Origin of the sequence: Microbacterium elymi (assembly GCF_021582895.2) — a bacterium.
In the GTDB taxonomy this organism is placed as follows: Bacteria; Actinomycetota; Actinomycetes; order Actinomycetales; family Microbacteriaceae; genus Microbacterium; species Microbacterium humicola.
This window is the reverse complement of the sequence record NZ_CP091139.2, coordinates 2,765,271-2,790,681: the sequence shown is the minus strand read 5'-3', so window position 1 is coordinate 2,790,681 and position 25,411 is coordinate 2,765,271. Positions and strand designations below refer to the sequence as shown.

General features: G+C 71.1%; 25 protein-coding genes and 5 pseudogenes. 16 read left to right on the top strand and 14 right to left on the bottom strand.

Features of this window, described 5'->3' with window-relative positions:
- Positions 1–40 precede the first annotated feature (40 nt).
- On the top strand, positions 41–1,801 hold the full coding sequence (locus L2X98_RS15220) for an HNH endonuclease signature motif containing protein (RefSeq protein ID WP_259611488.1): 1,761 nt from the start codon (positions 41–43) through the stop codon (positions 1,799–1,801).
- 100 nt (positions 1,802–1,901) lie between these two features.
- Here L2X98_RS15220 and L2X98_RS15215 read toward each other — a convergent pair whose 3' ends face one another.
- From L2X98_RS15215 to L2X98_RS15195, 5 genes are read right to left on the bottom strand one after another with little or no spacing between them, the layout of a single operon-like run.
- Positions 1,902–2,507 carry a hypothetical protein gene (locus L2X98_RS15215; RefSeq protein WP_259611487.1) on the bottom strand — a complete coding sequence of 202 codons (606 nt, stop codon included), beginning with the start codon at positions 2,505–2,507 and terminating at the stop codon, positions 1,902–1,904.
- A complete protein-coding gene (locus tag L2X98_RS15210) occupies positions 2,462–3,259 on the bottom strand; it encodes a hypothetical protein (protein WP_259611486.1) in 798 nt (265 codons plus the stop codon). Before L2X98_RS15210 ends, L2X98_RS15215 begins: the two co-directional genes overlap by 46 nt.
- Positions 3,237–3,383, bottom strand: a complete 147-nt coding sequence (locus L2X98_RS15205; protein ID WP_259611485.1) for a hypothetical protein — start codon at positions 3,381–3,383, stop codon at positions 3,237–3,239. Before L2X98_RS15205 ends, L2X98_RS15210 begins: the two co-directional genes overlap by 23 nt.
- A complete protein-coding gene (locus L2X98_RS15200) occupies positions 3,380–4,006 on the bottom strand; it encodes a hypothetical protein (RefSeq protein ID WP_259611484.1) in 627 nt (208 codons plus the stop codon). The genes L2X98_RS15205 and L2X98_RS15200 overlap by 4 nt, the downstream gene beginning before the upstream one ends.
- Positions 4,003–4,173, bottom strand: coding sequence for a hypothetical protein (locus tag L2X98_RS15195; RefSeq protein ID WP_259611483.1), 171 nt, complete (start codon positions 4,171–4,173; stop codon positions 4,003–4,005). Before L2X98_RS15195 ends, L2X98_RS15200 begins: the two co-directional genes overlap by 4 nt.
- A gap of 93 nt (positions 4,174–4,266) precedes the next feature.
- Here L2X98_RS15195 and L2X98_RS15190 point away from each other — a divergent pair, with 93 nt between their 5' ends.
- The 5 genes and pseudogenes from L2X98_RS15190 to L2X98_RS15175 all read left to right on the top strand — a co-directional run bounded on the left by L2X98_RS15190 (position 4,267) and on the right by L2X98_RS15175 (position 6,947).
- Entirely contained in the window at positions 4,267–4,740 is a 474-nt protein-coding gene (locus L2X98_RS15190; protein ID WP_435526210.1) for a DUF3054 domain-containing protein, read from the top strand.
- Positions 4,741–4,829: 89 nt separating this feature from the next.
- Positions 4,830–5,876: an LLM class flavin-dependent oxidoreductase gene (locus tag L2X98_RS15185; protein ID WP_259611482.1), complete on the top strand. Its 1,047-nt coding sequence runs from the start codon at positions 4,830–4,832 to the stop codon at positions 5,874–5,876.
- A 27-nt stretch (positions 5,877–5,903) separates the two neighbouring features.
- Positions 5,904–6,203 (top strand): hypothetical protein, encoded by a 300-nt coding sequence (locus L2X98_RS15180; protein ID WP_259611481.1) that lies wholly within the window; start codon positions 5,904–5,906, stop codon positions 6,201–6,203.
- 64 nt (positions 6,204–6,267) lie between these two features.
- Positions 6,268–6,495: pseudogene (locus tag L2X98_RS21625) on the top strand (cyclase family protein); the annotation flags it as partial.
- Positions 6,462–6,947 (top strand): cyclase family protein, encoded by a 486-nt coding sequence (locus L2X98_RS15175; protein ID WP_354003071.1) that lies wholly within the window; start codon positions 6,462–6,464, stop codon positions 6,945–6,947. The pseudogene L2X98_RS21625 and the gene L2X98_RS15175, both read left to right, overlap by 34 nt.
- 86 nt (positions 6,948–7,033) lie before the next feature.
- Here L2X98_RS15175 and L2X98_RS15170 read toward each other — a convergent pair whose 3' ends face one another.
- Entirely contained in the window at positions 7,034–7,480 is a 447-nt protein-coding gene (locus L2X98_RS15170) for a MarR family winged helix-turn-helix transcriptional regulator (protein ID WP_259611480.1), read from the bottom strand.
- A gap of 80 nt (positions 7,481–7,560) precedes the next feature.
- On the opposite strand from L2X98_RS15170, the gene L2X98_RS15165 reads away from it, so the two are divergent.
- Together L2X98_RS15165 and L2X98_RS15160 are read left to right on the top strand one after the other, a co-directional pair.
- Positions 7,561–7,944 (top strand): VOC family protein, encoded by a 384-nt coding sequence (locus L2X98_RS15165; protein WP_259611479.1) that lies wholly within the window; start codon positions 7,561–7,563, stop codon positions 7,942–7,944.
- Positions 7,945–8,379: 435 nt separating this feature from the next.
- Complete coding sequence (locus L2X98_RS15160) at positions 8,380–9,057, top strand: HAD family acid phosphatase (RefSeq protein ID WP_354003070.1); 678 nt, start codon at positions 8,380–8,382, stop codon at positions 9,055–9,057.
- Here the strand turns inward: L2X98_RS15160 and L2X98_RS15155 are convergent.
- Positions 9,040–9,324, bottom strand: a complete 285-nt coding sequence (locus L2X98_RS15155) for a hypothetical protein (protein WP_259611478.1) — start codon at positions 9,322–9,324, stop codon at positions 9,040–9,042. The genes L2X98_RS15160 and L2X98_RS15155 overlap by 18 nt on opposite strands.
- On the opposite strand from L2X98_RS15155, the gene L2X98_RS15150 reads away from it, so the two are divergent.
- A complete protein-coding gene (locus L2X98_RS15150) occupies positions 9,311–9,667 on the top strand; it encodes an HAD family acid phosphatase (protein WP_259611477.1) in 357 nt (118 codons plus the stop codon). The two genes, L2X98_RS15155 and L2X98_RS15150, sit on opposite strands and share 14 nt — an antisense overlap.
- Before the next feature lie 332 nt (positions 9,668–9,999).
- On the opposite strand, the gene L2X98_RS15145 is transcribed toward L2X98_RS15150, so the two are convergent.
- A complete protein-coding gene (locus tag L2X98_RS15145) occupies positions 10,000–11,400 on the bottom strand; it encodes an amidase (RefSeq protein ID WP_259611476.1) in 1,401 nt (466 codons plus the stop codon).
- Between the two features lie 77 nt (positions 11,401–11,477).
- Here L2X98_RS15145 and L2X98_RS15140 point away from each other — a divergent pair, with 77 nt between their 5' ends.
- Entirely contained in the window at positions 11,478–11,834 is a 357-nt protein-coding gene (locus L2X98_RS15140) for a hypothetical protein (RefSeq protein WP_259611475.1), read from the top strand.
- Positions 11,835–11,857: 23 nt separating this feature from the next.
- Here L2X98_RS15140 and L2X98_RS15135 read toward each other — a convergent pair.
- Positions 11,858–12,868, bottom strand: a pseudogene (locus L2X98_RS15135) (SDR family NAD(P)-dependent oxidoreductase).
- A gap of 170 nt (positions 12,869–13,038) precedes the next feature.
- Here L2X98_RS15135 and L2X98_RS15130 point away from each other — a divergent pair.
- Entirely contained in the window at positions 13,039–13,641 is a 603-nt protein-coding gene (locus tag L2X98_RS15130; RefSeq protein WP_259611473.1) for an ArsR family transcriptional regulator, read from the top strand.
- A 26-nt stretch (positions 13,642–13,667) separates the two neighbouring features.
- On the opposite strand, the gene fdhD is transcribed toward L2X98_RS15130, so the two are convergent.
- Entirely contained in the window at positions 13,668–14,579 is a 912-nt protein-coding gene (fdhD, locus tag L2X98_RS15125) for a formate dehydrogenase accessory sulfurtransferase FdhD (protein ID WP_259611472.1), read from the bottom strand.
- Between the two features lie 86 nt (positions 14,580–14,665).
- On the opposite strand from fdhD, the gene L2X98_RS15120 reads away from it, so the two are divergent.
- Complete coding sequence (locus L2X98_RS15120) at positions 14,666–15,217, top strand: GNAT family N-acetyltransferase (RefSeq protein WP_259611471.1); 552 nt, start codon at positions 14,666–14,668, stop codon at positions 15,215–15,217.
- A 48-nt stretch (positions 15,218–15,265) separates the two neighbouring features.
- Here L2X98_RS15120 and L2X98_RS22455 read toward each other — a convergent pair whose 3' ends face one another.
- Genes L2X98_RS22455 through L2X98_RS15105 form a run of 4 tightly spaced genes read right to left on the bottom strand, consistent with a single transcriptional unit; the run spans position 15,266 to position 18,383 of the window.
- A complete protein-coding gene (locus tag L2X98_RS22455; RefSeq protein ID WP_435526285.1) occupies positions 15,266–15,454 on the bottom strand; it encodes an N-acetyltransferase in 189 nt (62 codons plus the stop codon).
- Between the two features lie 20 nt (positions 15,455–15,474).
- Positions 15,475–16,023, bottom strand: coding sequence for a GNAT family N-acetyltransferase (locus L2X98_RS15115; RefSeq protein ID WP_435526209.1), 549 nt, complete (start codon positions 16,021–16,023; stop codon positions 15,475–15,477).
- Between the two features lie 22 nt (positions 16,024–16,045).
- Positions 16,046–17,107, bottom strand: coding sequence for a GTP 3',8-cyclase MoaA (gene moaA / locus L2X98_RS15110; protein WP_259611470.1), 1,062 nt, complete (start codon positions 17,105–17,107; stop codon positions 16,046–16,048).
- 43 nt (positions 17,108–17,150) lie between these two features.
- A complete protein-coding gene (locus L2X98_RS15105; protein WP_435526208.1) occupies positions 17,151–18,383 on the bottom strand; it encodes an MFS transporter in 1,233 nt (410 codons plus the stop codon).
- A 223-nt stretch (positions 18,384–18,606) separates the two neighbouring features.
- Here L2X98_RS15105 and L2X98_RS15100 point away from each other — a divergent pair.
- The 4 genes and pseudogenes from L2X98_RS15100 to narI form a co-directional block, all read left to right on the top strand.
- Positions 18,607–22,353: pseudogene (locus L2X98_RS15100) on the top strand (nitrate reductase subunit alpha).
- Positions 22,350–23,991, top strand: a pseudogene (narH, locus tag L2X98_RS15095) (nitrate reductase subunit beta). Before L2X98_RS15100 ends, narH begins: the two co-directional pseudogenes overlap by 4 nt.
- Positions 23,991–24,680 carry a nitrate reductase molybdenum cofactor assembly chaperone gene (gene narJ, locus L2X98_RS15090; RefSeq protein WP_259611469.1) on the top strand — a complete coding sequence of 230 codons (690 nt, stop codon included), beginning with the start codon at positions 23,991–23,993 and terminating at the stop codon, positions 24,678–24,680. The pseudogene narH and the gene narJ overlap by 1 nt, the downstream one beginning before the upstream one ends.
- Positions 24,677–25,411 (top strand): annotated as a pseudogene (gene narI, locus L2X98_RS22450) (respiratory nitrate reductase subunit gamma); the annotation flags it as partial. The gene narJ and the pseudogene narI, both read left to right, overlap by 4 nt.

Genomic DNA, 25,411 nt, shown 5'->3' with positions numbered 1-25,411 from the left:
TGTTCTCTTCTAGTGTCCACGGTGCGTGTCACAATGAACTATGAGCATTTTGGGCGAGCTGGAACGGAGCGTCGCGGCCCTGTCCGCGCACTCCGAGCTCGCCTGCGAGAGCACCGAGACGCTCGCTGCGATGCGCATGCTCGGGGGCGACGGAGCGAGCCAGGTGATCGACGAGGCGACGGCGATCCGGGATGCCGCGGAACGGCTGGTCGCTGTCGCGGCCGCCGTGATCGTGGAGCTGTCTGCGCGCGAACGCGGGCACGGCGGGTTCGCCGCGAGCAAGGGGTCGCGCAACGCCGCGGATTACATCCAGTCGATCACCGGAGGCACGCGGGCCGATGCCGTCCGCGTGGTGCGCCTCGGCGACTCCCTGCTGGAGGCCGATGCCGGCGCGACGCCGAACGATCCGGAAGCGGGTGAGAGGGTGCCGGGTGGGCCGGAGCCGAGCGGGCCGGGCGGATCAGGCGAGCCGGAGCCGAGCGGGCCGGGCGGACCGGAACGGGGCGCGACGGACGTCACTGCGGCACCGGCCGATCGAACCGCGGCGGGCGGAAGTGATCCGGGAGACAACGGGGACGACGCCTCCGAGGACGGCGCCTGGTCTCCGGGCCGACCCTGGCACGACGGGCTGCGGAAGGCGATGCTGCGCGGACGGATCAACACCGCCGCGCACGATGCGATCCTGCGCGGCCTGGGCGCGCCCCGGGTCGCCGCCGATGAAGAGGGCCCATCCGCGACGATGGCCGAGGTGTGGGCGATCGCCGCCGAGCAGCTCATGCGCGAATCGACAGCACTGCCGGTCGAAGAGCTCGTCCGCCGCGCCCGGCAGGTGCGCGACAGCCTCGATCCCGCCGGAGCCGAAGAACGATTCCTCGCCCGCTATCGCAAGCGCGCGTTCCGGACGTGGACGGATGCCGAGGGCCAGCACCACGGACACATCACCTTCGACGACGAGATGGCCGCCTGGGTGCGCACCATCTCCGGCGCTGCGCTGCGCCCGCGCCGCGGTGGGCCGCGGTTCGTCGATCCGGACGAAGCCGACGCCGCCGAGGCCCTGGCGCGCGACCCCCGGACCAACGACCAGCTGGCCTACGACCTCCTGATGGACGTCCTGCGCGCGGGCGCGCTCGCGGACGCGAAGGATGTGTTCGGCGCGCGACAGCCCGGGGTGCGCATGGTCTTCGTCCAGGAGCAGGACGGCCCCCGCGATGCGTTCGGACGGATGCTGCGCACGGGCCACCTCGAAGACGGCGGCGACACGATCCCGTCCGCGATCATCGAACGGAACGCGTGCACGACGGGGACGATCCGCGTCACCGTCGATTCGTGCGGCAATCCGCTGGACGTCGGGCGCGAGCAGCGCCAGTTCACCCCCGCGCAGCGCATCGCCCTCGCGATTCGAGACGGCGGATGCCTGTGGCCGGGGTGCGACCGACCGGCATCCTATTGCGAAGCGCATCACATCGATCTCTGGTCCGAGGATGGCCGCACCGACATCGGCCGCGGCATCCTGCTGTGCAGGTTCCACCATATGAACCTGCATCACAACGGATGGCGGATCACGCGTGAGGGCCCCGGCGTCTTCCTGCTTCATCCGCCCGGCGGCGCGCCGCCGATCGCGCTGGCTTCGAACGCGGGGTGGAAGTGGTTGTTCGACCCGCCTCCGGATCGGGCTTCGTGGCGCAGACCGCCGGCCATGCCGGAACGGATGACGGACCGCGCACCGGTGCATGTGCCACAGCACGTGCCGGACCGCGTGCCGGACCGCGTGCCGGAGCGCGTGCCGATCGGCGTCCTCTGAAACCGTCAGCGTCGCCTGAGACCGTCAGCGCCGCCTGAAACCGTCAGCGTCGCCTGAAGCCGTCGGCGCCGACAAATTCAGCGCGGCGTCGGCCCCGGCGTCACGGCTCGGTGTCGTCGTGCACCACGATCCGGCCGAGCTCGATTCCGCCACCTGGAAGCACCCAATAATGCAGCCGGCGCGCAGCCGGAGTGTTCTGCTCGATGTAGGCACGCCAGCACTTCGCACCATCGGCCGGGCGGACGACATCAGGATCGTCTCCGCCGTCGCCGGCCCGCAGCGGGTGCGCCTCGCGCGAGGCGACCTCGCGGATCCGGCCGGTGATCGCATCCACGCACGCGCGCAGCGCCTTGGCGAACTGCTGATCGTCCAACTGCTCGAGCGACGCCGCGAATCGGTCGCCGACCGCGTAGTCCGCCAGCGGCCAGCCCTCCCGATCCGATGCGCTCACCCGCTCCACCCACGCCAGGTAGATCTCGTGCCGGACCCATTCGTCCCCGCTCAGCCACCGGGCGCGACGGTCCTCGCGCGACTCGCGGACCGCGGGATCCCGCTGTGCCACCTTCCGGGCCTCACGCAGCGCCTGCGTGCTGCCGCGCCGCTGCTCCCGCAGTTCGCGCAGCTTCCGCTCGAGCTCCCCGCGTTCGGCGCGCTCCTGGCTCAACTGCGCCCGCACGCCGCGCACCTCGGCACGCAGCCGCTCCATCGTCGAGTCGTCGATGCCGGTCCGGGCGAGCTCCTCTCGAGGCGAGCGATCTCGGCGCGAGCCGCATGCAGGGCGAGCTGAGTCGAACGCAGTGCGGCACGCGACCCGGCGGCGCTGGTCTTTCGCGCGTCCGGAGTTCCGTCCGGAGCTCCACCCGGACCCTCACCCCGACCCGCCGTCGCCGTCGTGGAGTCGGCATCTCCGCCATCGGCCACCGGCGGCGCGAGATGCATTCCCGGCCCGGGAAGCGGATGCCGCGCCTCGTCCGCCGCGTCCGCATCAGACTCGGCGGCCCGCGCGCCGACGTCGACCTCCTCGACCCCCGCGACGCCGACATCGGCCTCGGCAGGCACGGCGCCCGCATGTGCCTCGGCACCCGCCGCACCGACATCGTTCTCGGCACTCAGCGCGCCGACGTCGGGCACCTCAGCGCCGAACCCCTCCCCAGCCTGCTCCCCGACAGCATCCGGCTCCGCAGCCGGCACGACCTCCGGCCGCGGAGCCGAGCGGGCGTGCGGTGCGCTCACCGGGACTGCGTCGGACTCCGCACCGAGGTCGTCGTGCAGGAGCGCCCGTCCCTCCACCAGCCACGGCGGCCCGCCGTCGACCAGCGCGAGTGCCGGCACGACCTCATCGTCGTCGTCCACGTCGAGCATCGTCAGGTGGATCGACCCGTCGGACAGATGCAGCACGCGCACCAGCACGACATCCCCCTCGGCGAGCAGCAGATCAAGGGTGTCCAGCGGGTTCACCGAGACATCCTCGCGGCGCAAGCCGGAACGCGGCATCCGGATGGAGGAGCACCGTGGCCTGATCCCCCGCCACACGCGCCACCAGGGCGAGGGTCACCCCACGATGCGGGAACGCGTCCATCAACTCGGCGGTCGATGGCGCCCGATGCGGGCAGGCAGCCGCCGCGACGCGACATCGAGCACCCCGGTCACCTGCTGACCGACCGACAGCATCCACTCCAGCGGATACAGCGGGTACAGCAGCTCGTCCGAGATCGTCGCCATCCGGTGGCCGTCCACGTCGACGATCGCCCGAGACTCGACGAAGCCCCGCACCCGGCCCGACGCGGGGATCTGATCGTCGGCCGCACGCCGCTGGAAGACCCCACCGCGGCTCGCCTGCGCGATCGCGTCGCCCACCAGCAGCCCGACGGCGCGAGGACCAGGAAAGCGCAGCGGCGCGCGCGACCAGTCCGGATCGGATCCGAAGTCCACCGGATACGATCGCCCGGCGCCGCCGTACACCTGGGTCCGATCGGGCAGATGCTGATCGAGGGCCCACGTCGCCCGGCCGGTGCGGATCACGACGACGTCGGCCAGGTCTCCCACGCCGCTGCGCACGTCCTCGACGTCCACGGCCAGCTCGTCCGTGGCGGGATCGGTCGACAGCACGACCAGCGGACGATCGCGCATGGACATGATCCACTGCGCCAGCGTGACGGCGTCCTCCCGCGTCTCGATCCACTGCGCCGAAGAGAGGTCCGTCACCCTGCCAGTCTGAAGCACTCCACGCCACCGGGCGGCGCGCCGAGCCGGTGGGACTGCGAGAATGGCAGCGCGCACCGCTCCGCCACGCCCAGCAGCCAGCACCCGCCCAGCGCCCAGGCAGCCAGCACCCGCCCAGCGCCCAGCGCCCAGCACGCGGCACGCGGCACGCGCCCAGCACCCGGCCCGCAGCCACCAGCCACCAGCCACCAGCCACCAGCCACCAGCCACCAGCCACCAGCATCCACCCCGGAGGACAGCCCATGACATCCGCTCGCTCGATCACCTGGTCGCTCGTCGCCGACATCGTCCTGGTCGTCGTCTTCGCCGTCATCGGCCGTGCGAGCCACAGCGAGGACGTGCTGCCGATCGGCATCCTCACGACCGCGTGGCCGTTCCTGCTCGGGCTGGTGATCGGCTGGGGCGTGACGCTGGCGTGGCGTGCACCCACCGCGCCCGTGCGCACCGGCATCCCGGTGTGGCTGATCACCGTGGCGATCGGGATGCCTGCGCTACCTGACCGGGCAGGGCATCGCCCTCGCGTTCGTCATCGTCGCAGCCGTGTTCCTGCTGATCACCCTGGTCGGCTGGCGCACCGCGGCCGCGGCCATCCGAGCGGTCCGGCATCGGGGCACGCGCACCGCATAGGCAGCAGAAGCGGCATCGGCCCCGCTTGTCCCCGAGGGATCCGAGAAGTCGACGAACGCCACCGCTCCCGGAACCCGCGCCGGCTCTGAGTGCGCGTCGCCGTCGCAGCCAGGAACTCCACCGATCGACCAGAATTATTCATCGGAATACAACCCATCGGCGTACCGTTGCAGGCATCATGCAGCGATTCGGAACCCTCTCGTTCGGCCACTACGGCCCGCTCGGCGGCGGCAGGCAGCTCACCGCCGCCGACTCGATGCACCAGGCGATCGACCTCGCCCAGGGCATGGACGAGCTCGGTGCGAACGGCACCTATTTCCGCGTGCACCACTTCGCCCGGCAGCAGTCCTCGCCCATGCCGCTGCTGGCCGCGATCGCCGCCCGCACCGAGCGCATCGAGGTCGGCACCGGCGTGATCGACATGCGCTACGAGAATCCGCTGCACTTCGCCGAAGAGGCGGCCGCCGTCGACCTGATCAGCGACGGAAGGCTGGCGCTGGGCGTGAGCCGCGGGTCACCCGAGACGGTCGTGCGCGGCTACGAGGCATTCGGCTACACGGGATCGACGGACCCGCGCGGCGCCGACATCGCCCGCGACCATTTCGAGACGTTCCTGCGCGCCATCGACGGCGAGGGGATCGCCGAACGCGACGCCTCCAGCCCGTTCGGCGGCGGGGCCGGGATGCAGCGGATCGAGCCGCACTCCCCCGGACTGCGCTCGCGCATCTGGTGGGGCGCCGGCAGCCGCGACACCGCGGAATGGGCCGGACGCACCGGGGTGAACCTGATGTCCTCCACCCTGCTGACCGAGGACCGCGGCATCCCGTTCGACCAGCTGCAAGCCCAGCAGCTCGAGGCGTTCCGCGCCGCGTGGCACGAGGCGGGCCACCCCGGCGAGCCGCGCACCTCGGTGAGCCGCTCGGTGTTCCCGCTGGTCACCGCCGAGGACCACCTGTACTTCGGACACAGTCGCGAGGGCGAAGGTGTCGGCTACATCGACGGCATGCGGTCGACGTTCGGCAAGACGTACGCGGCAGAACCCGACGAGCTGGTCGAACAGCTGAAGGCGGATGCCGCGGTCCAGTCCGCCGACACGCTCATGCTCACCATCCCCAGCCAGCTGGGTGTCGAGTTCAACCTGCGCATCGTCGAGTCGTTCGCGAAGTACGTGGCACCGGCGCTCGGATGGGTCCCGACCACCCAGGAGCGGGCGGACCGGGAGTGACCCCGGTCCCTCGATAGGGTCGACCGCATGGACGAGGACGGCGACTCCGCGGACGGGGGTTGGGTCTACGCCCCCATTTCCGCATCGCCGGACACGCATACCTACACGGACCTCGGCAGCCTCACCGTCGAAGGCGAGACATTCGCCGTGCGCCGGCGCGATGACGACGGTTCGAATCACTACGACTGGATCTCCGGGCCCAACGAGGGCTACGGCTTCAGCGTGTTCTCCGGCCCCGGACCGCTCAGCCGCGAGCGACACGTCGCCGCGATCCGTGACTTCCTCGCCGGAATCGACCCCGCAACCGGCTATCTCTCGTACCCCTGAGGGCGCCGACGCGCAGCCGGGTGCCGACGACAGAGAGCGACGCGGCAGACCCTAGGCTGAGCCCATGGCCTCGGACCGTGCACGTCTCGTCGACCTCAGCCACACGCTGCGCGAAGGGATCGTGACACTTCCCGGCATCCCGGCCCCGTCGCTGACACCGCTCGTGCGCCGCGGCGAGGGGCACTATGCGCCGGGGACGAACTTCGCGATGGACGTCTTCACGATCGCCGGCAACACCGGCACCTACCTCGACACCGCCTGGCACCGCTACGAAGGCGGCGCCGACCTCGCGGCGCTCGACCTGGCCACGCTCGTCGACCTGCCCACCGAGGTGTTCCACCTGACCGAGTCGCCCGAGCGCGGCATCCCCGCCGACGTCTTCGACGGCCGCGAGCTTGCGCGGCAAGGCGGTGCTGCCTGCACACCGGATGGGACCGGCACTTCGACACTCCCGCGTACAGCGAGAACGCGCCGTACCTCACGCCCGAGGGCGTCGCCCACCTGGCCGCGCAGGGCGTGCTGCTGGTCGGGATCGACGCGCAGAACATCGACGACACCTCCTCCGCCACCGCCGGCGAACGCCCGGCGCACAGCACGTTCCTGGCCCACGGCATCCACATCGTCGAGCACCTGACGAACCTCGGCGAGCTTCCCGCCGGCGGCGCGCTGTTCACGGCGGTGCCGCCGAAGTTCGAAGGCACGGGAACCTTCACCGTGCGCGCGTTCGCGAAGGTGCCGGCCTGAGCCTGCACGGGGTGCCGCAACGAGGCTGACCGTCGGGGCCGGCACGGCAGGCCGCAGCGGGCGGCACGGCACGCCGGGGGCCCGCCTCACGCCACGGCATCACGACAGCGCGTCGCGGCACGCACGCAGCGCTTCTGCAGGCGGGTGAGCTCAGCCGCCGCGAGGCCGTCCGTCATCGCCCCGACCACCTCGGCCACCGCGGCGCGCGCCCGCGGAACGAGCGCGACGCCCTCGCGCGTGAGCACCACCGCGCGCTCCCGGCGGGGCCCGGGATCCTCCGCGCGCTCCACCAGGCCTCGCCTGTCCAGACCCTGCAGCAGCACGTTCATCGACTGCCGCGAGACGAACGCACGGCGTGCGAGCTCGGACGAGCTGATGCCCGGCTCGTCCTGCAGCGCCTGCAGGCACGCATACTGCGACACCCCCAGACCGAGTGGACGCAGCACATCGTCCATGCGCTGATTCAAGACCGCCTGCGTCTGCTTGATCAGCACGCCCAGGTGCTCCGCGGGCGTGCGCTCGTCGTTCCTCATGTCAACAGTTTGACATACGCCGCGACGAGTGTCAGGATGTTGACATCAACCATCCACTCCACGGAAGACAGGAGCATCCCATGACCACCACGACGACGCCCACCACCGGACCCGACTTCGTGTCGTTCCAGGTGCGCGACCGTGCGGCATCCGCCCGCTTCTACGAAGAGACGGTCGGGCTGACCCGACTGCCCGCGCCCAACCCGGCCGCGGTGGTCTTCTCCGCCGGCGGTGTGGCGTTCGCGGTGCGCGATCCGTTCCCCGGTGTGGACCTCGACGCGATCGGCACGCTCGGAGCGGGCATCGGCATCTGGTTCCACAACGAGGATGCCGCGGGCCTGCATGACCGCCTGGTCCAGCAGTCCGTCCCGATCGTGCAGGAGCCGACCGAGGGCCCGTTCGGCCTGCAGTTCTCGTTCCGCGACCCGGACGGGTACGTGGTCACGGTCCACTCCCGCGGCTGAACGGGAGGGGTCTTCCGCGCGGGCGCCGGCGGGTCTAGTGTGACCCACGGCTGATCCGCCACCCCCGACCGAAAGCGAGTCATCGATGCTTCGCGCACGCCGTCTGGCAGCCGTCTCCCTCACCGCCGCACTCACCCTGGCCCTCTCAGTGGCCGGCGCGACCACGGCGCAGGCATACTCGCCGGGTCATTCCCCGACGCCCGGTCACTCCCATGCACAGACGCTCGCGCCGCGCACGCACTTCACGATGGTCGCGGACGGATCCAGCGGCCGCACCCAGGGCGGCGAAGGCATCCCCAACATCGACATCGTGAAGAAGACCATCGCCGCGTACTACGGCGATCCCGGCACCGGCATCGCCGACAAGGGCCACTCGCCCTACATCAGCGAGATGCAGCGCATCGTGGCGAAGCTGAAGGCGCAGCTGCCCATTACCTGCGCGCGGCCCGGCACAGCCACAAGACCCCCGCGATCGTCGTCGACACCGACGACACCATGCTGTTCACCTACGACATGGAGGTCGGCGACATGCACTTCGTGTTCGACCCGGCCGAGCAGGACGTCTGGGTCGAGGGCAAGAAGTTCACCGCCACCCCCGGCATGGTCGATCTCGTCACGACCGCGCAGCGGCTGGGCTTCGCGGTGATCGGCATCACCGGGCGCAGCGACGCCCAGAAGGCGGCATCCATCGAGAACGTGACGGATGTCGGATACCCGGGATTCACCGCCGCGAACTACTACACGAAGTGGCCGACCGGCGCCCAGCCGTCGTACATCAGCTGCGCCACCTCGTCGTGCACCACCGTCGAGTTCAAGGCCGGCACGCGCAGGCACCTGGAGCAGGACCTCGGCTACGACGTGGTGCTGAACGTCGGCGATCAGTGGTCCGACCTGCAGGGCGGCTACGCCGACCACACCCAGAAGCTGCCCAACCCGACCTACTACCTCCCGTCGGCCGATCTGCCCGGCGTGCACGAGCCGCGGCTGGCGCTTGCGCAGCCACTTCACCATGAAGGCGGACGGCTCCAGCGGACTCGCCCAGGGCGGCGAGGGCATCCCGAACATCGATGTGGTCAAGAAGACCATCGCCGCCTACTACGGCGACACCGGTGACGGCATCTCGAACAAGGAGCACTCGCCGTACATCAGCGAGATGCGCACGCTGCGCGCCGCCAGCTGCCCGCGATCGCCGCGCAGTGCGCCGTGCAGAAGCGGCACCACCAGAACCCGGCGATCGTGCTCGACGCCGACGACACGACGCTGTGGACCTACGACATGGAGGTCAACGACATGCACTTCGTGTTCGACCCGGTGGTGCAGAACAGCGATTGGGTGCAAGCCCGAGCGATTCCCGGCCACACCCAGCATGGTCAGCGCCACAACGCTGCTGCAGCGCGCCGGCTGCACGCTCATCGGCCTGACCGGGCGCAGCGCCGACCAGAAGGCGGCCACCGTCGGCAACCTCGACAAGTACTACACGGGGTTCACCGCGGCGAACTACTACACGAAGTGGGCGACCGGCGCACAGCCGTCGTACATCACCTGCGCGACGGCGAAGTGCACGACGATCGAGTACAAGTCGCAGACGCGCGCGCACATCGAGACGCCGGCGGGCGGCGACTACCGGATCGTGGCGAACTTCGGCGACCAGTTCAGCGACCTCATCGGCGGGCACGCCGACCGGACGGTGAAGCTGCCGAACCCGACGTACTACCTGCCGTAGGCATGAGGGGATGCCGCCCGAACGTGCAGAACTCCGGAGAATCGGCGCCGCAGCGGCCGATGAGCCGCTCAGGAGGCGGCATCCGCCATATTTCTCCGGAGTTCTGCACGCGGCGCCCGCGGCATCAACCTGCGCGGCGTGCGAGGAGGACGAGGGTGGCGTAGGCCATCGGGAACGCACCGCCGTGCGCGTCGATCGCCGACACAGCCACGCCACCGCCGCCGACGACGCGCGACTGCCGCCGGCGACGTGGAGTGCCGGCGACGACGCGGTCATGCCGCCTGCGCGGCGCAGCGATCGCCCCGGTCACGCCGGCGCCGCGATCGCCCCGGTCACGCCGGCGGCAGCGGTCCGAGCGCGGCCTCGACCGCCGCGGCCGCCGCGAGCGCTGCCATGTCGCCGTGCGCGGGTCCGATCAGCTGCACGGCCGTCGGCATCCCGTCGCCGCCATACCCGGTCGGCACGGCCACTGCCGGCAGGCCGAGGAAGTTCACGGCGACCACCAGCCGCAGATCGCGCAGTGCCTGGTCGGCGGGCTCGGGACCGCCCAGGTCGAACTCGGGCGCCGGCACCCGGTCGGCGAACACCGGACCGAGCACGACGGGGAACTCGGCCTGGAACCGGCGCCACGCCGCCTCGATCACGGCGCGCCGCGCCCAGGCCTGCGCATACTCGGCGGCCGTCTCGTACGGCCGGGCGGCCGCCGTGCTGTCGCGCAGGAACCGCGTCGCCGCCCGGCCGAGCGGCGCGGACAGGCGCGCGGGATCCAGACTCCACAGCATGTCGGTGCAGGCCAGCCGACGCCACAGCTCTGCGGCCTCCTCGATGAACGGCGGCTCTGCCGCGACGACATCCCACCCGGCGGTCCGCAGGGCGTCCGCGGCGCGATCGACGCCGGCGCCGGCATCCGGGTGGATGCCGCGCCCCGCCGGATCGCGGGTGACGGCCACCGTCCGCGGGCCGTCGTACGTGCGCAGGGACGGCAGCTCCTGGGAGACCGGATCGTCGAGGTCCCACCCGGCCACCAGCGCCAGGGCGCCTTCCAGCTCGGCGACGCTGCGCGCCAGCAGGCCGTTCACCGCGAACCGCTCGAGCGTGAGCGCGACCGGGCGGTCCTCCACCCGCGCACGCGGCACCCGCCCGGCGGACGGACGCAGCCCGCACACGCCGAGCGCGGCGGCCGGCAGGCGGATCGAGCCGCCGAAGTCGTTGCCGAGCCCGATCGCGCTCATCCCGGTGGCCACCGCCACGGCGTCGCCACCGCTGGAGCCGAACGTCGTCCGGCCGCGATCCCGGGGGTTGTACGTGCGACCGAACAGGTCGTTGTCGGTGTCCCAGCGCATGCCGAAGTCCGACATGTTGCCCCGGCCGATCGGGATCGCCCCGGCGGTGCGCATCCGCGCCACCACCGTCGCGTCGCGGGCCGGGACCGCGTCGGCGAGGCCGCGCCATCCCTCGGTGGTGGCCGACCAGGTGAGGTCGATGTTCTCCTTGATCGAGATCGGCACGCCGCCCAGCGGACCGGGGTCGCCGCCGGCGGCGATCGTCCGATCCACGCCGTCGGCGGCCCGGCGGGCGCAGTCGGCGAACACCACCGGCAGGGCGTTCAGCTCGGGGTTGCGCGCCGCGATGCGCGCCAGGTGCGCGTCGATCACGGCCGCCGCGGTGGTCCGCCCGTCACGGATGTCGGCGGCCAGGGCGAATGCGCCCGGCAGCGGGTCTGCAGGTGTCATCGACATCCATCCCACCATGCCGGGGTCGCCGGCGCCACGTGCGGGGTGGGCGGCCCGCGCCCCCGTACACTCGTGCCATGGCGACGACGAACAAGACCACCGACGATCATCCGGTCCTCGGCGAGCGGTCCGGACTGTGGGGCGCCCTGATCGGGCTGATCGTGGCGGCCCTCATCGCCGCTCCGCTGTCGGGGGCGGTGGCCTTCGCCACCCATCCGCTGGCCCGCACGCTGTTCGACGGTCGCCTCGGTCAGACCTCGGCGGCCGGCTTCTCGACGTTCTGGTGGGTGGTCGCGCTGCTGCTGGCGGCGCTGCCGTTCCTGGTGGGGTTCGGCATCGCGCGCCTGTCGGTGAAGACGATCGGCGTGATCTGCGCGATCGTCGCCGTCTTCGTCATCGCGATCGTCGTCCTTGGCCAGCTGTTCCTGTTCTGACCGAGGACGCCCGACCGACGCCGCTACTGCACCGACCAGCCGCCGTCCGAGGCCAGGATCGCGCCGTTGATGTTCACGCCGTCATCCGACAGCAGGAACGTGATGGACGCTGCCAGCTGCTCCGCGGTGGCCACCGTGGGGATCTGCGCCTGGAACGGCTGCAGTCGCGCCGAACCGCTCGGGGACACGTTCGGCGGGAACGGGATGCCGGTGGCCACTCCACCCGGAGCGACGGCGTTGACCCGGATGCCCTGCGGGCCGTACATGAACGCGGCCGACTTGGTCATCCCGACCACGGCGTGCTTGGACACGGTGTAGGCGTTCCCGGACGCGTTTCCGCGCAGTCCGGCCTCGGACGCCACGTTGACCACCGCGCCGCGGCCGGCCGCGATCATGGCGGGCAGCACGGCACGGGTGAGCTTGAACGCACCGGTGAGGTTCACCGCGAGCACCCGGTCCCACATCGCGTCGCTGGTCTCGTGCAGCGGCGAGAAGTCGTCGTTGATGCCGGCCACGTTCGCGAGCCCGTCGATGCGCTCCCCGGCGGCCGCCACGATCGCGTCCACCGCCTCCTGCTTCGTGATGTCCCCGGTCACGGTGACGATCTGCGCCTCCGGCAGCGATGCGGCGAACTCGGCCAGCCGCTCGGCCGACACGTCGACGGCCACGACACGCCCGCCCTCGCGCGCGATCCGGGATGCCGTGGCCCGGCCGATCCCGGAGGCCGCACCGGTGACCACCAGCGTGCGCCCGGCGAACCGGCCCGCCGTGACCTGCTCGGCCCAGCCGGTGCTCTCCTGCTCTTCCGGCATCACCCCGCCGTTGGCCTTGAGCACCAGATCGTCCACGACCGACTGGGCAGCCTGCCCTGGCTCAGCGCCACCAGCTTGCCAGCGGCAGCCCCCTGATCGGCGCCAGGGTCTCTTCGGCGGCGCCGGACTGCGCGAGCAGCCCCGCACGAGCTCACCGCCGACGGGGCTGTCCAGCCACTCGCCGATCGTGCTGTTCGCGGTCAGAGCCTTGCTCTCGGACATCGGTGCTCCCTCTCGTCCCGGTGATCGCCCCGCCGTCCGGTGGAGCCGCCACCCCGATCTCGTGCGGGAACCCCCGTGCGAGGGTTCCCTCCGACCAGTATTCCCGCTCTCGCCGCGCGGGTCGGGCCGGGTTGGGCGTTCTGTCCCCGCGATGCAGTGATAATGGGCTCATGGCCCCCGCGTACAGCGCGATCTCGAGCTACTCCCGGGTGCAGATCCTGCACCTGCTGCAGGAACGGCCGTCCCGCACGATCGTCGATCTGACCGAGGCGACCGGCCTGCACGCGAATACCGTGCGCGAACATCTGCACCGGCTGATCGAATCGGGATACGTCGTGCCCGAGGCCGAGCACCGGACCACCCGCGGACGCCCGCGCATGCTCTACACCGCGGCGACGGGACCGGATGCCCCCTCCAGCCCGGTCGCACGGCGTCGGGTGCGCGAGGCCGCCGAGCGCGGCGATCTGATGCGCCGCGTGATGCCGTGGACCGAGACCGGCCTCCCCGAGGCCGCCCAGCATCAGCTCGACGCCCTCGTCGAAGACCTGCAGGACGCGGGCTTCGAGCCGACCGTCGATCAGGACGCCCTCACCGTCGACCTCACCCCCTGCGAGCACGCCCGGGCGCAGGCCGCGCATCGCGGCGTGCTGTGCGCGGTGCACATCGGCATCATGCAGGGCGTGCTCACCGAGGCCGGCGGACCGCTCGAGGTCGAGGGCCTGCTGCCGACGTGCGACCCCGTGCAGTGCCACGTGCAGCTGACGATGGCCTGATCGCGGTGCCGAAGGCGCCCGGCGCGTCAGACCGGCGCGGCGACCCCGACGCGCACCCGGTCCGGGCGGGCGTAGACGTTCATCGTCGATCCCCGCACGAAACCGATGAGGGTGAGACCGGATGTCTCGGCCAGCTCGACCGCGAGCGAGGAGGGCGCCGAGACCGCGGCCAGGATGGGGATGCCGGCCATGGCGGCCTTCTGCACGAGTTCGAAGCTCGCCCGCCCCGACACCTGCAGCACCGTGCCGGTCAGCGGCAGGCGCCCGGCCAGCGCGGCCCATCCGATGACCTTGTCCACGGCGTTGTGTCGTCCGACATCCTCGCGGACCACCAGCATCTCGCCGGTGACCGCGTCGAACAGCCCGGCGGCGTGCAGCCCGCCGGTCTTGTCGAAAACGTCCTGGTGGGCGCGCAGCTGCTCGGGGAAGCCCGCCACCCGCACGGCATCCACCGGCACCGGATCGGCGGAGACGTCGAACGCGGAGGTGCGCGCGACCTGGTCGATCGAGGCCGCGCCGCACACGCCGCAGGCGCTGGAGGTGTAGGTCCGACGCGAGGTCAGGGTCTCGGGCAGCGGCGTGCCCGGCGCGAGCGTGACATCCAGCACGTTGTAGGTGTTGCCTTCGACGCTCGTCGGCGTCAGCGACAGCCGCCCGGTCTCGATGATCCGTCCCGGGGCCCCCGGGCCGCCGCAGTGGATGGCCGAGGCGAACTGCCCCTCACGGGTGATCACGCCCTCGGCGACCAGGTAGCCGGCGGCCAGCTCGACGTCGTGTCCGGGGGTGCGCATGGTGACCGTCAGCGGTTCGCCGCCGATGCGGATCTCCAGCGGCTCCTCGACCGCCAGCACATCGGCGCGCGCCGAGGTCGCCTCTTCGTCGCGATCCGCGTCCACGCGGACCCGCACGACCCGCTTCCGCGCGGTGATCCTGCCCATCTCGTCCTCCGTCTTCGAGGCTACCCTCCCTGCGGGCATCGGGTACCGTCGTCTTCCATGATGCGGGCGGCGGGAAGGATGCCGACATGGTGCTGACGGTGCGGCGGGCGACAGAGGCCGATGCCCGTGCCATCGCCACGATCCGGGTGGCGTCGTGGCGGGTGGCCTACCACGGGCTGATCGCCGACGCCCTGCTGGACCGGCTCGACGTCGACCGCGAGGCGCACCTGCGCGCCCTGCACTGGGACCGGCACAACGCCGACCCGCGTTCGGCGAGCCTGCTGGCCGAGCGCGACGGATATCCGGTGGGGTGGGCGGCGACCGGCCTGTGCCGGGACGAGGATGCTGCGGGCCGTGGGGAGCTGTACGCCCTGTATGCACTGCCCGAGAACTGGTCGACCGGGGTCGGGCACGCGCTGATGATGGCGGCCGAGGCCGCGCTGCGCGCGTCCGGGTTCCACACCGCGTCGCTGTGGGTCCTGGACGGCAACGAGCGGGCGGCATCCTTCTACGAGCGCCACGGTTGGCGCGAGGACGGCGCGGCGAAGGAGGACGACCGGATCGTGGGCGACACCGGCATCCCCGCACTGCACGAGCGCCGCCGGGTGCGCGATCTGGGCGAGGTCGTGCCCCGCTGAGTCGGCCCGCCGCGGGTGCGCGACCTGGACGGTCGTGCCCCCGCCGAGTCAGCTCGCCGCAGGACCGTCTGCGGACGTCGGATGCCGCGGCGGCAGCCGCATGCCGAAGGGCCGGTCGTTCTCGTCCGCCGGGTGTGCGGCCAGCGCCGTGAATCCGACCCGCGGATAGAACGCGACGGCACCGGCGTTCTCGGCGCCGGCCACCAAGTGGACACCGGGCACGCCACGCGTGCGCAGGCGGTCGGCGAGCGTGTCGATCAGCCGTCGCCCCCACCCCTGCCCCTGCAGTTCGGCAGCAGGTCGATGTGCAGGTACGCGGGGAAGCCCATCGCCTGATAGCGGTTCGCCGCGCCGCCGCGGGCGGCGGCATAGGCGAGGAGCCCCTGCTCCTGATCCACCTGCTCCTGATCCACCTGCTCCTGATCCGCGTGCTCCCGATCCGCCTGCTCCTGATCCGCGTGCTCCTGATCCACGGGCTCCCGGCTCCCCGGGTGCCCCTGATCCCCGCGCGGCGCCGGCCGTGCCCACCGCCGCGCGAACGGCGGCCACCAGTCGGTGCGGAACCAGGTCTCGAAGGCGTCGGTGTCGGGCGCGCACACGATGTAGCCGGCCACTCGGCCCTCGTCGGTCTCGACCACGAACGCGGTGTCGGGATGGCGCGCGACATACGGCCAGACGAAGATCGCCGGCCAGATGTCGTCATCGCTGAGCATCCCGGTGGCGTCGGCGCCCGCCGCCGCGGTGCGCACGCAGATCTCGCCGAGCGCGGACTCGTCTCCGGGCCGGAACGGACGGATGCTGCTCACCCCGGGCGCCTATCCGGTGCGCTCAGCCGCCGATGTAGGACATCTCCACCCGTGGGGCGGATTCGGTCGACTCGGCGGCGGTGGCCGACGAGCGGATCTCGGAGTACCGGTCGTCGCGGACCGCCCAGATCCCGGCGAGCGCGGCACGCAGCTCGTCGTCCGACGCCCCACTGCCGGAGGCGACCCCGCGCAGCGCGCGCAGATCGTGCCCGCGCGCGGCGAACAGGCAGGTGAACAGCTTGCCGTCCGCAGAGATCCGCGCCCGCGTGCACGCGCCGCAGAACGGCGCGGTGACGCTGGAGATGGCGCCCACCTCGCCGGCCCCGTCGCGGTAGCGCCAGCGGCCGGCCGTCTCGCCCGGATAGGCCGGCGGCACCGGCTCGAGCGGATGGACGGCGTCGATGCGCGCGACCACCTCGTCCGAGGGCACGACCTCGGCCAGGTTCCAGCCGTTGGTGGTCCCGACATCCATGAACTCGATGAACCGCACCGTCACCCCGGTGCCGCGGAACCGCTCGGCGATGGAGAGGATGTCGCCGTCGTTCATCCCGCGCTTGACCACGGTGTTGACCTTGACCGGAAGGCCCTCCTCGCGCGCGGCGCGGATGCCGTCGAGCACGCGTGCGACCGGGAAGTCGATGTCGTTCATCGCCCGGAAGGTGGCATCGTCCAGCGAGTCCAGCGACACGGTGACCCGGTCCAGGCCTGCCGCGCGCAGTGCGGGCGCCTTGTGCGCCAGGGCCGATCCGTTCGTGGTCAGGGCGATGTCCAGCGGCGATCCGTCGTCGGTCTCGATGCCGGCCAGCATCCCGATCAGCACCTCGATGTCGCGGCGCAGCGGCGGCTCGCCGCCAGTGAGCCGCAGCTTGCGCACCCCCAGGGCGACCGCGGCCCGCGCGACCCGTTCGATCTCCTCGAAGCTGAGCAGCTGCTCCTTCGGCAGGAACGCGTAATCGCGGCCGAAGATCTCCTTGGGCATGCAGTACACGCAGCGGAAGTTGCAGCGATCGGTCACCGAGATGCGCAGATCGTGCAGCGCGCGCCCGCGCGCATCGCGGGTCCCGGTGAGCATCTCGGCGGCCATATGCCCACCGTAACCGCTTGCGCGGGAGACTCCGGGCCGTGGCTCAGGCCTTCTTCGGCCGGGCGTCGCGCATCATCCCGGCCACCACCAGCGCCAGCGCACCCACGAGCACGAGCAGCCACAGTCCGAGCCAGTACGAGTTCGTCTCGGCCTGGTAGGTGGCGCCCATCACCAGGGGCGGGAAGTAGCCGCCCAGTCCGCCGGCGGCCGCGACCACGCCGGTGACCGCCCCGACCCGGTCCGGCGGAGTGGAGGGGCCGACCCAGGCGAACAACCCGCCCATGCCCAGGCCCATCGCGGCGGCCATGAGCAGGAAGGTGACGCCGGTGACGATGCCCTCGGGCGGCTCCTGACCGACGACGTAGGCGGCCGCCACGATCCCCGCCAGCGAGAGCAGCGAGACCACCTTCGGCCCGAACCGGTCGGCCAGCACGCCGCCGATCGGGCGCGCCACGACCGCCGCGACCGCGAACATCGCGGTGCGGGTGCCGGCCCCGACGGCGTCGACCTCGTCCGGATAGATCGTGGTGAGGTACTTCGGCAGGTAGGTGGAGAACGCCACGAACCCGCCGAACACGATCGCGTACAGGAACGACATCTGCCACGTGATCCGCAGCTTCAGCGCCCCGACCACCTTGGGGACCAGCGCCTGGCTGCTCGGCGTCCAGGCCGGCGAGTCGCGCAGGAAGAACCAGCACAGCGCCGCCATCACGACCATGATCCCGGCGATGAGCAGGTGGGTGGGCAGATATCCGATCTGCTGCGCCAGCCGCGGGGTGAAGAAGGCCGACACGCCGGTGCCGATCATCCCCATCCCGAACACGCCGTTCGCGAACCCCCGTCGTGCGGGCGCGTACCAGGCGCTGGAGAAGGGCACGCCCACGGCGAAGATGGTGCCGGACACGCCCAGCAGGAACCCGGCGAACACCAGCAGCGGGAAGCTCTTGATTGAGCCGGCGAGCGCCACCAGCAGCACGGCCGGCACGCCCGCCAGCAGCACGAAGGTGAACATCCTCCGACCGCCCCAGCGGTCGGTCAGGGCGCCCACCACGATGCGGCCGAGCGCGCCGACCAGCACCGGGGTGGCCAGCATGAGCGAGATCTGCCCCTGCCCCAGCCCCATCGAGGTCGCGTAGAGGCCCTGCAGCGGCGCGATCGCCATCCACGCCCAGAAGCCGGCCGTCGACGCGAGGGTCGCCAGGAGCACCTGGCCGAGGCCGCCGCGCAGCTCGGCCGTGGTCCGCGTGTCCGTGACCGTCGAAGACATGGGCGCCATGACGGCTCCTCTCGTTTCGCGACAGGCTAGCCAGGAACCGCGCCCGCGTCACCAGCCCGCACCGTTTTTATTCGAGGCGCGATTCTTCGACGTATGTCGCGCCGGGTGCGCCCGCCCGACGATTTTCCACGGGATCGCCCGCCATTAAACACGGCTCGCCCCCCTGGCGGTCCCGCGGCGCCCCGCCCATACTGGGGGTAATCGCGAGGCTGGAGGACCAGGCATGACTCCCAAGATCCGCACCACGCAGCCGGCCACGGACGGCCCGCTCGCCGACACCCTGCTGTCGCTGAGCCGATACATCCGGCCCGGCGAGATCTCGGGCGATCAGCGCGCACTGTTCCTCGAGGGCGGCCGCGAGGGGGATGTCTTCTACCGCGACCGCTGGTCGCACGACAAGGTGGTCCGGTCCACGCACGGGGTCAACTGCACCGGGTCGTGCTCGTGGAAGGTGTACGTCAAGGACGGCATCATCACCTGGGAGACCCAGCAGACCGACTACCCGTCGGTCGGGCCGGACTCGCCCGAGTACGAGCCGCGCGGCTGCCCCCGCGGCGCCGCGTTCAGCTGGTACACCTACTCCCCCACCCGGGTGCGCTACCCCTACATCCGCGACACGCTGCTGGAGCTCTACCGCGCGGCCAAGCAGACCCACCCCGACCCGGTCGACGCCTGGCGGTCGATCGTGGAGGACCCCGAGGCATCCCGCGCCTACAAGAGCGCCCGCGGCAAGGGCGGGCTGGTGCGCACCACGTGGGACGAGGCGGTCGAGATCGTGGCGGCCGCGCACGTGCACACGGTGAAGGCGTTCGGGCCGGACCGGGTCGCGGGCTTCTCGCCCATCCCGGCGATGTCGATGATCTCGCACGGCTCGGGCTCGCGTTTCATGAACCTGCTCGGCGGCACGATGCTGTCGTTCTACGACTGGTACGCCGATCTGCCGGTGGCCAGCCCCCAGGTGTTCGGCGATCAGACCGACGTGCCCGAATCGGCCGACTGGTGGAACGCCGGCTACCTGATGATGTGGGGCTCGAACGTGCCGGTCACCCGCACCCCGGACGCGCACTTCATGACCGAGGCCCGCTACCGCGGCCAGAAGGTGATCGTGGTCTCGCCGGACTACACCGACAACACCAAGTTCGCCGACGAATGGGTGGCGCCGCACCCGGGGACGGATGCCGCGCTGGCGATCGCGATGGGGCACGTCATCCTCACCGAGTTCTTCATGCGCGAGCGCACCGCCCCGTTCCAGGACTACATGCGCCGATACACCGACGCGCCGTACCTGGTCACGCTCGAGCAGCACGGCGACCGGCTGGTGCCGGGAAAGTTCCTGACCGCGAGCGATCTCGACGCGGATGCCGCGGCCACCCCGCGCGGCGAGTTCAAGCCGGTGCTGCTGGACGCCGACGGCACCGCGGTGGTGCCGGGCGGGTCGCTCGGCCACAGGTTCACCCCCGAGGACCAGGGCCGGTGGAACCTGGATCTCGGCGACGTCGTGCCCCCGCTGTCGATCGCGGACGCGACCGATTGGGACGGGGCATCCGCCGAAGTCGCCCTCCCCCGCTTCGACGTCGCCCCCGAGCCCGGGCACGAGCACGCCGGCGGCGTCGGCATCGTCAGCCGCGGCGTCCCGGTGCGCACCGTCGCCGGACGCACCGTCACGACCGTGTTCGACCTGATGCTGGCCCGGTACGGCGTCGGCCGCGACGGCCTGCCGGGGCAGTGGCCGACCGGCTACGACGACGCGTCGAGCCCGGGCACCCCGGCCTGGCAGGAGGAGATCACCTCGGTCCCGGCCGCGCAGGCCTCGCGGATCGGCCGGGAGTTCGCCGACAACGCGCTGCGCAGCGGCGGACGCTCGATGATCCTGATGGGCGCGGGCACGAACCACTGGTTCCACTCCGACACCATCTATCGCACGTTCCTGGCACTGACCATGATGTGCGGCTGCCAGGGCGTGAACGGCGGCGGCTGGGCGCACTACGTCGGCCAGGAGAAGGTGCGGCCTCTGACCGGGTACAACCAGTACGCCGGGGCGCTCGACTGGACCCGCCCGCCGCGCCAGGCCATCGGCACCGCCTTCTGGTATCTGGCCACCGACCAGTGGCGCTACGACGGGCTGCCGGCCGACCAGCTGGCCTCGCCGCTGGCGCGCGGCACGTTCGCGGGCCGGACCACGGCCGACTGCCTGGTCGAATCGGTCAAGCGCGGGTGGATGCCCAGCTACCCGACGTTCTCGCGCAACCCCCTCGATCTCGTCGACGAGGCAGAGGCCGCCGGCAAAGAGCCGGCACAGTACATCGTCGACTCGCTCAACGACGGATCGCTGCACTACGCCTGCGAGGACCCGGATGCTCCGGAGAACTTCCCGCGGGTGATCTCGATGTGGCGCGCCAACGTGCTGGGCTCGTCGGGCAAGGGCAACGAGTACTTCCTCAAGCACCTGCTGGGCACCGACTCTGCGGTGCGGGTGGGCGAGACGCCGGCCGGCGCGCGTCCGCGCGACGTGCGCTGGCGCGAGGACGCGCCGCTGGGCAAGCTCGACCTGCTGATGACGAGCGATTTCCGCATGACCAGCACCACGCTGTTCAGCGACGTCGTGCTGCCCACCGCGACCTGGTACGAGAAGTACGACCTGTCCTCGACCGACATGCACCCGTTCGTGCATTCGTTCTCGCCGGCGATCGATCCGCCGTGGCAGACCCGCACGGACTTCGAGACGTTCAAGGCGATCGCCGAGCGCTTCAGCGAGATGGCCCGCACCCACCTCGGCGTGCGCCGCGACATCGTTGCCGCCCGCTCGAGCACGACACCCCCGACGTGATGGCCACACCGCACGGCCGGGTGCGCGACCTGCCGCTCGTGCCGGGCGTGACGATGGCCAAGCTGATCGTGGTCGAGCGGGACTATCCTGCGCTGGCGGCGCAGTGGAACACGCTGGGTCCGCTCACCGAGAAGCTCGGCATGACCACGAAGGGCATCACCTACCGGCCCGAGCGCGACGTCGAGATGCTCAAGGGCCTGAACGGCACGGTCGCCGCCGGACCGATGGCCGGACGAGTGCGGCTGGACACCGACAAGCGCGCGTGCGAGATGGTGCTGGCCCTGTCCGGCACGACGAACGGACGGCTCGCGGTGCAGGGCTTCCGGCGACTCGAGGAGCAGACCGGTCAGAAGATGGCGTTCCTGGCCGAGGAGCACGAGGGCACGCACATCACGTTCAGCGACGTGCAGGTGCAGCCGCGCAGCGTCATCACCTCGCCGGAGTGGTCCGGATCCGAGCACGGCGGACGCCGCTACACCGCGTTCGCGGTGAACGTCGAGCAGCTCAAGCCCTGGCACACGCTCACCGGCCGGCAGCACTTCTTCCTCGACCACGACTGGATGGAGGAGCTCGGCGAGAACCTGCCGATCTACCGTCCGCCGCTGGACATGCACCGACTGTTCGGCGACGCGATCCCCGGTGCGCGCAACCGCATCGCCGGGCCGGGCGCCGACGGCCAGACCGAGGTGTCGGTGCGGTACCTGACGCCGCACTCGAAGTGGTCGATCCACTCCGAGTACCAGGACAACCTGTTCATGCTGTCGCTGAGTCGCGGCGGCCCGACGATCTGGATGAGCATCGCGGACGCCGGCAAGATCGGCGTGCGCGACAACGAGTGGATCGAGGCGTACAACCGCAACGGCGTCGTGGTGGCGCGGGCCATCGTGTCGCACCGGATGCCGGAGGGCACGGTGTACATGTACCACGCGAAGGACCGCACGGTGGATGTGCCGATCTCGGAGACCAGCGGCCTGCGCGGCGGCATCCACAACTCCCTCACCCGCATCCTGCTCAAGCCCAGCCACCTGATCGGCGGGTACGCGCAAGCTGGCCTGGGCGTTCAACTATCTCGGCCCGACCGGGAATCAGCGCGATGAGGTCACGACCATCCGTCGCCGGAGCCAGGAGGTGCAGTACCGATGAAGGTCATGGCGCAGATGTCGATGGTGATGAACCTCGACAAGTGCATCGGATGCCACACCTGCTCGGTCACGTGCAAGCAGGCGTGGACGAACCGGACCGGCGTGGAGTACGTGTGGTTCAACAACGTCGAGACCCGGCCCGGCGTCGGCTACCCGCGCTCGTACGAGGATCAGGAGCGGTGGGGCGGCGGCTGGGTGCGCACCAAGCGGGGCCGGCTCAAGCTGCGCAGCGGCGGGCGGCTCGCCAAGCTCGCGCACATCTTCTCGAACCCGAATCTGCCCGAGATCGAGGACTACTACGAGCCGTGGACGTACGACTACGACATGCTGCTGAACTCGCCCAAGGGCGAGCAGACGCCGGTCGCCCGCCCGAAGAGCCTGCTCACCGGCAAGGACATGAAGATCTCGTGGTCGGCCAACTGGGACGACGACCTGGGCGGGTCGGCCGAGACCATGCAGGACGACCCGATCCTGAAGAAGATGAGCGAGAAGGTGCACGCCGAGTTCGAGCAGGCGTTCATGTTCTACCTGCCGCGCATCTGCGAGCACTGCCTGAACCCGTCGTGCGTGGCATCCTGCCCGTCCGGGGCGATGTACAAGCGTGCCGAGGACGGCATCGTCCTGGTCGACCAGGACAAGTGCCGCGGATGGCGGATGTGCGTGTCCGGTTGCCCGTACAAGAAGGTCTATTTCAACCACAAGACCGGCAAGGCCGAGAAGTGCACGCTGTGCTACCCGCGCATCGAGGTCGGCCTGCCGACCGTGTGCTCGGAGACCTGCGTGGGGCGGCTGCGGTATCTCGGCCTCGTGCTGTACGACGTGGACCGGGTGGCCGAGGCGGCTAGCGTCCAGGACGAGCACGAGCTGCTGGATGCGCAAGCGCAGCGTCATCCTCGACCCGAACGATCCGGCGGTCATCGAGGCCGCCCGGCGCGACGGCATCCCGGAGGACTGGATCGAGGCCGCGCAGAACAGCCCCATCCACAAGCTCATCCAGCAGTACAAGGTGGCGCTGCCGCTGCACCCGGAGTACCGGACGATGCCGATGGTCTGGTACATCCCGCCGCTGTCCCCGGTGGTGGACGTGGTCACCGGCTCGGGCAACGACGGCGAGGATGCGCGCACGCTGTTCGCCGCGATCGACAAGCTGCGCATCCCGATCTCGTACCTGGCCGAGCTGTTCACCGCGGGGGATGTCGCGCCGGTGGATGCTTCGCTGCGCAAGCTGGCCGCGATGCGCTCGTACATGCGCGGGATCAACCTGGAGGACCGTCGGGACGAGGAGATCGCCGCGGCCGTCGGGATGACCGGCACCGAGATGGAGGAGATGTACCGACTGCTGGCGATCGCCAAGTACAACGACCGGTACGTCATCCCCGCCGCGCACGCGGAGCAGGCCCGCGAGCTGGAGGAGCTGGCCTGCTCGCTGGACTATGACGGCGGCCCCGGCATGGGCGGCCCCGGTCCGTTCGGCGCCTCCAGCGGGCACCCCGACCCGGTGGCGGTGGAGAACTTCCACGTGCTCAAGGACCGGCAGACCGCCGACCGGCCGGCCAGCCCCGGCCGCGTCAACCTCCTCAACTGGGACGGCAATGGGACCCCGCAGGGCCTGTTCCCGCCCCCGGACAAGGACAAGTGATGGTCGGCCTGCGCACCCGCGTCACCCCGCGCCGCCGACTGCCGGCGTCCCTGAACGCGCTCACGCTGAGCCGCCCGGAGCGAGCACGCGCGCACATGGCCGCCTCGGTGCTGCTGGATTATCCGGATGCCGCCTGGTTCGCGAAGCTTCCGGCGGTGCGGGGACTGGCGGCTCCGCTGCCGGACAAGCTGCGGCATCCGCTGGAACGGTTCATGGACGCCGCCGAAGCCGCGCACTCGTGGGAGCAGCAGTACGTGCGCACCTTCGATCTGAAGCGCAAGTGCAGCCTGTATCTGACCTACTTCGCCACCGGCGACACGCGCAAGCGCGGCACCGCCCTGGTGACGATCCTGGAGGCCTATCGCGCGGCCGGGTGGGAGTTCGACGCCCACGAGCTGCCGGACTACCTGCCGGCCGTGCTGGAATTCTCCGCGATGAGCAACTCCGAGATCGCCGACGCGCTGCTGTCCAGCCACCGGGAGGGCATCGAGGTGCTGCGTGCGGCCCTCGAGGCCATGGACAGCCCGTGGGCCGATGTCGTGCGGGCGGTGACCCTGTCGCTGCCGCCGGTGGACGAGGCCACGCGTGAGCGCTACCTGGAGCTGATCAGCGAGGGGCCTCCCACCGAGACGGTGGGGCTGAGCCTGAACGGCATCCTGCCGCCGTTCCGAGTGAGGGAGGACGTATGAACCCGCTGTCCCTGCTGCTGTGGGTGGTGCTGCCGTACATCGCCGCGGCCGTGTTCATCGTCGGCCACATCTGGCGGTATCGGTATGACAAGTTCGGCTGGACGACGCGGTCGAGCCAGTCGTACGAGAACCGGCTGCTGCGCTGGGGCTCGCCGATGTTCCACTTCGGCATCCTCTTCGTGCTGGTCGGCCACGCGGTCGGCCTGCTGGTCCCCCGCGAGTGGCTGTACGCCATCGGCATCGACGAGCACATGTACCACATCGGCGCGACCGTGCTCGGCACGGCCGCCGCGATCCTGACGCTCGCGGGGCTCGCGATCCTGATCTACCGGCGCCGCACGGTCGGCCCGGTGTTCCTGGCGACCACCACGATGGACAAGGTCATGTACGTGTTCCTGGGCGCCACGCTGCTGTTCGGCACGCTCGCCACGTTCATGCACCAGCTGTTCGGCCCCGGCTACGAGTACCGCACCACGATCAGCCCGTGGGTGCGCAGCATCCTGCTCTTCCAGCCGCAGCCCGAGCTCATGGACCAGGCGCCGCTGATGTTCCAGCTGCACGCGCTGACGGCGACGCTGCTGTTCGCCCTGTGGCCGTTCACGCGCCTGGTGCACGTGTTCTCGGCGCCGGTGCAGTACCTGTTCCGGCCGTACATCGTGTATCGCTCGCGCGACGAGCACCGCAGCGGCGCCCGGGCCACCCGGCGCGGGTGGGAGCCGGTGGCTCCGCCC

Excerpts from the sequence above, each read along its gene's own strand:
- L2X98_RS15220 (WP_259611488.1), top strand. The coding sequence starts at position 41 with ATGAGCATTTTGGGCGAGCTGGAACGGAGCGTCGCGGCCCTGTCCGCG.
- L2X98_RS15215 (WP_259611487.1), bottom strand. The coding sequence starts at position 2,507 with ATGGAGCGGCTGCGTGCCGAGGTGCGCGGCGTGCGGGCGCAGTTGAGC.
- L2X98_RS15190 (WP_435526210.1), top strand. The coding sequence starts at position 4,267 with ATGACATCCGCTCGCTCGATCACCTGGTCGCTCGTCGCCGACATCGTC.
- L2X98_RS15185 (WP_259611482.1), top strand. The coding sequence starts at position 4,830 with ATGCAGCGATTCGGAACCCTCTCGTTCGGCCACTACGGCCCGCTCGGC.
- L2X98_RS15180 (WP_259611481.1), top strand. The coding sequence starts at position 5,904 with ATGGACGAGGACGGCGACTCCGCGGACGGGGGTTGGGTCTACGCCCCC.
- L2X98_RS15170 (WP_259611480.1), bottom strand. The coding sequence starts at position 7,480 with ATGAGGAACGACGAGCGCACGCCCGCGGAGCACCTGGGCGTGCTGATC.
- L2X98_RS15165 (WP_259611479.1), top strand. The coding sequence starts at position 7,561 with ATGACCACCACGACGACGCCCACCACCGGACCCGACTTCGTGTCGTTC.
- L2X98_RS15150 (WP_259611477.1), top strand. The coding sequence starts at position 9,311 with ATGGTCAGCGCCACAACGCTGCTGCAGCGCGCCGGCTGCACGCTCATC.
- L2X98_RS15145 (WP_259611476.1), bottom strand. The coding sequence starts at position 11,400 with ATGACACCTGCAGACCCGCTGCCGGGCGCATTCGCCCTGGCCGCCGAC.
- L2X98_RS15140 (WP_259611475.1), top strand. The coding sequence starts at position 11,478 with ATGGCGACGACGAACAAGACCACCGACGATCATCCGGTCCTCGGCGAG.
- L2X98_RS15130 (WP_259611473.1), top strand. The coding sequence starts at position 13,039 with ATGGCCCCCGCGTACAGCGCGATCTCGAGCTACTCCCGGGTGCAGATC.
- fdhD (WP_259611472.1), bottom strand. The coding sequence starts at position 14,579 with ATGGGCAGGATCACCGCGCGGAAGCGGGTCGTGCGGGTCCGCGTGGAC.
- L2X98_RS15120 (WP_259611471.1), top strand. The coding sequence starts at position 14,666 with ATGGTGCTGACGGTGCGGCGGGCGACAGAGGCCGATGCCCGTGCCATC.
- moaA (WP_259611470.1), bottom strand. The coding sequence starts at position 17,107 with ATGGCCGCCGAGATGCTCACCGGGACCCGCGATGCGCGCGGGCGCGCG.
- L2X98_RS15105 (WP_435526208.1), bottom strand. The coding sequence starts at position 18,383 with ATGGCGCCCATGTCTTCGACGGTCACGGACACGCGGACCACGGCCGAG.
- narJ (WP_259611469.1), top strand. The coding sequence starts at position 23,991 with ATGGTCGGCCTGCGCACCCGCGTCACCCCGCGCCGCCGACTGCCGGCG.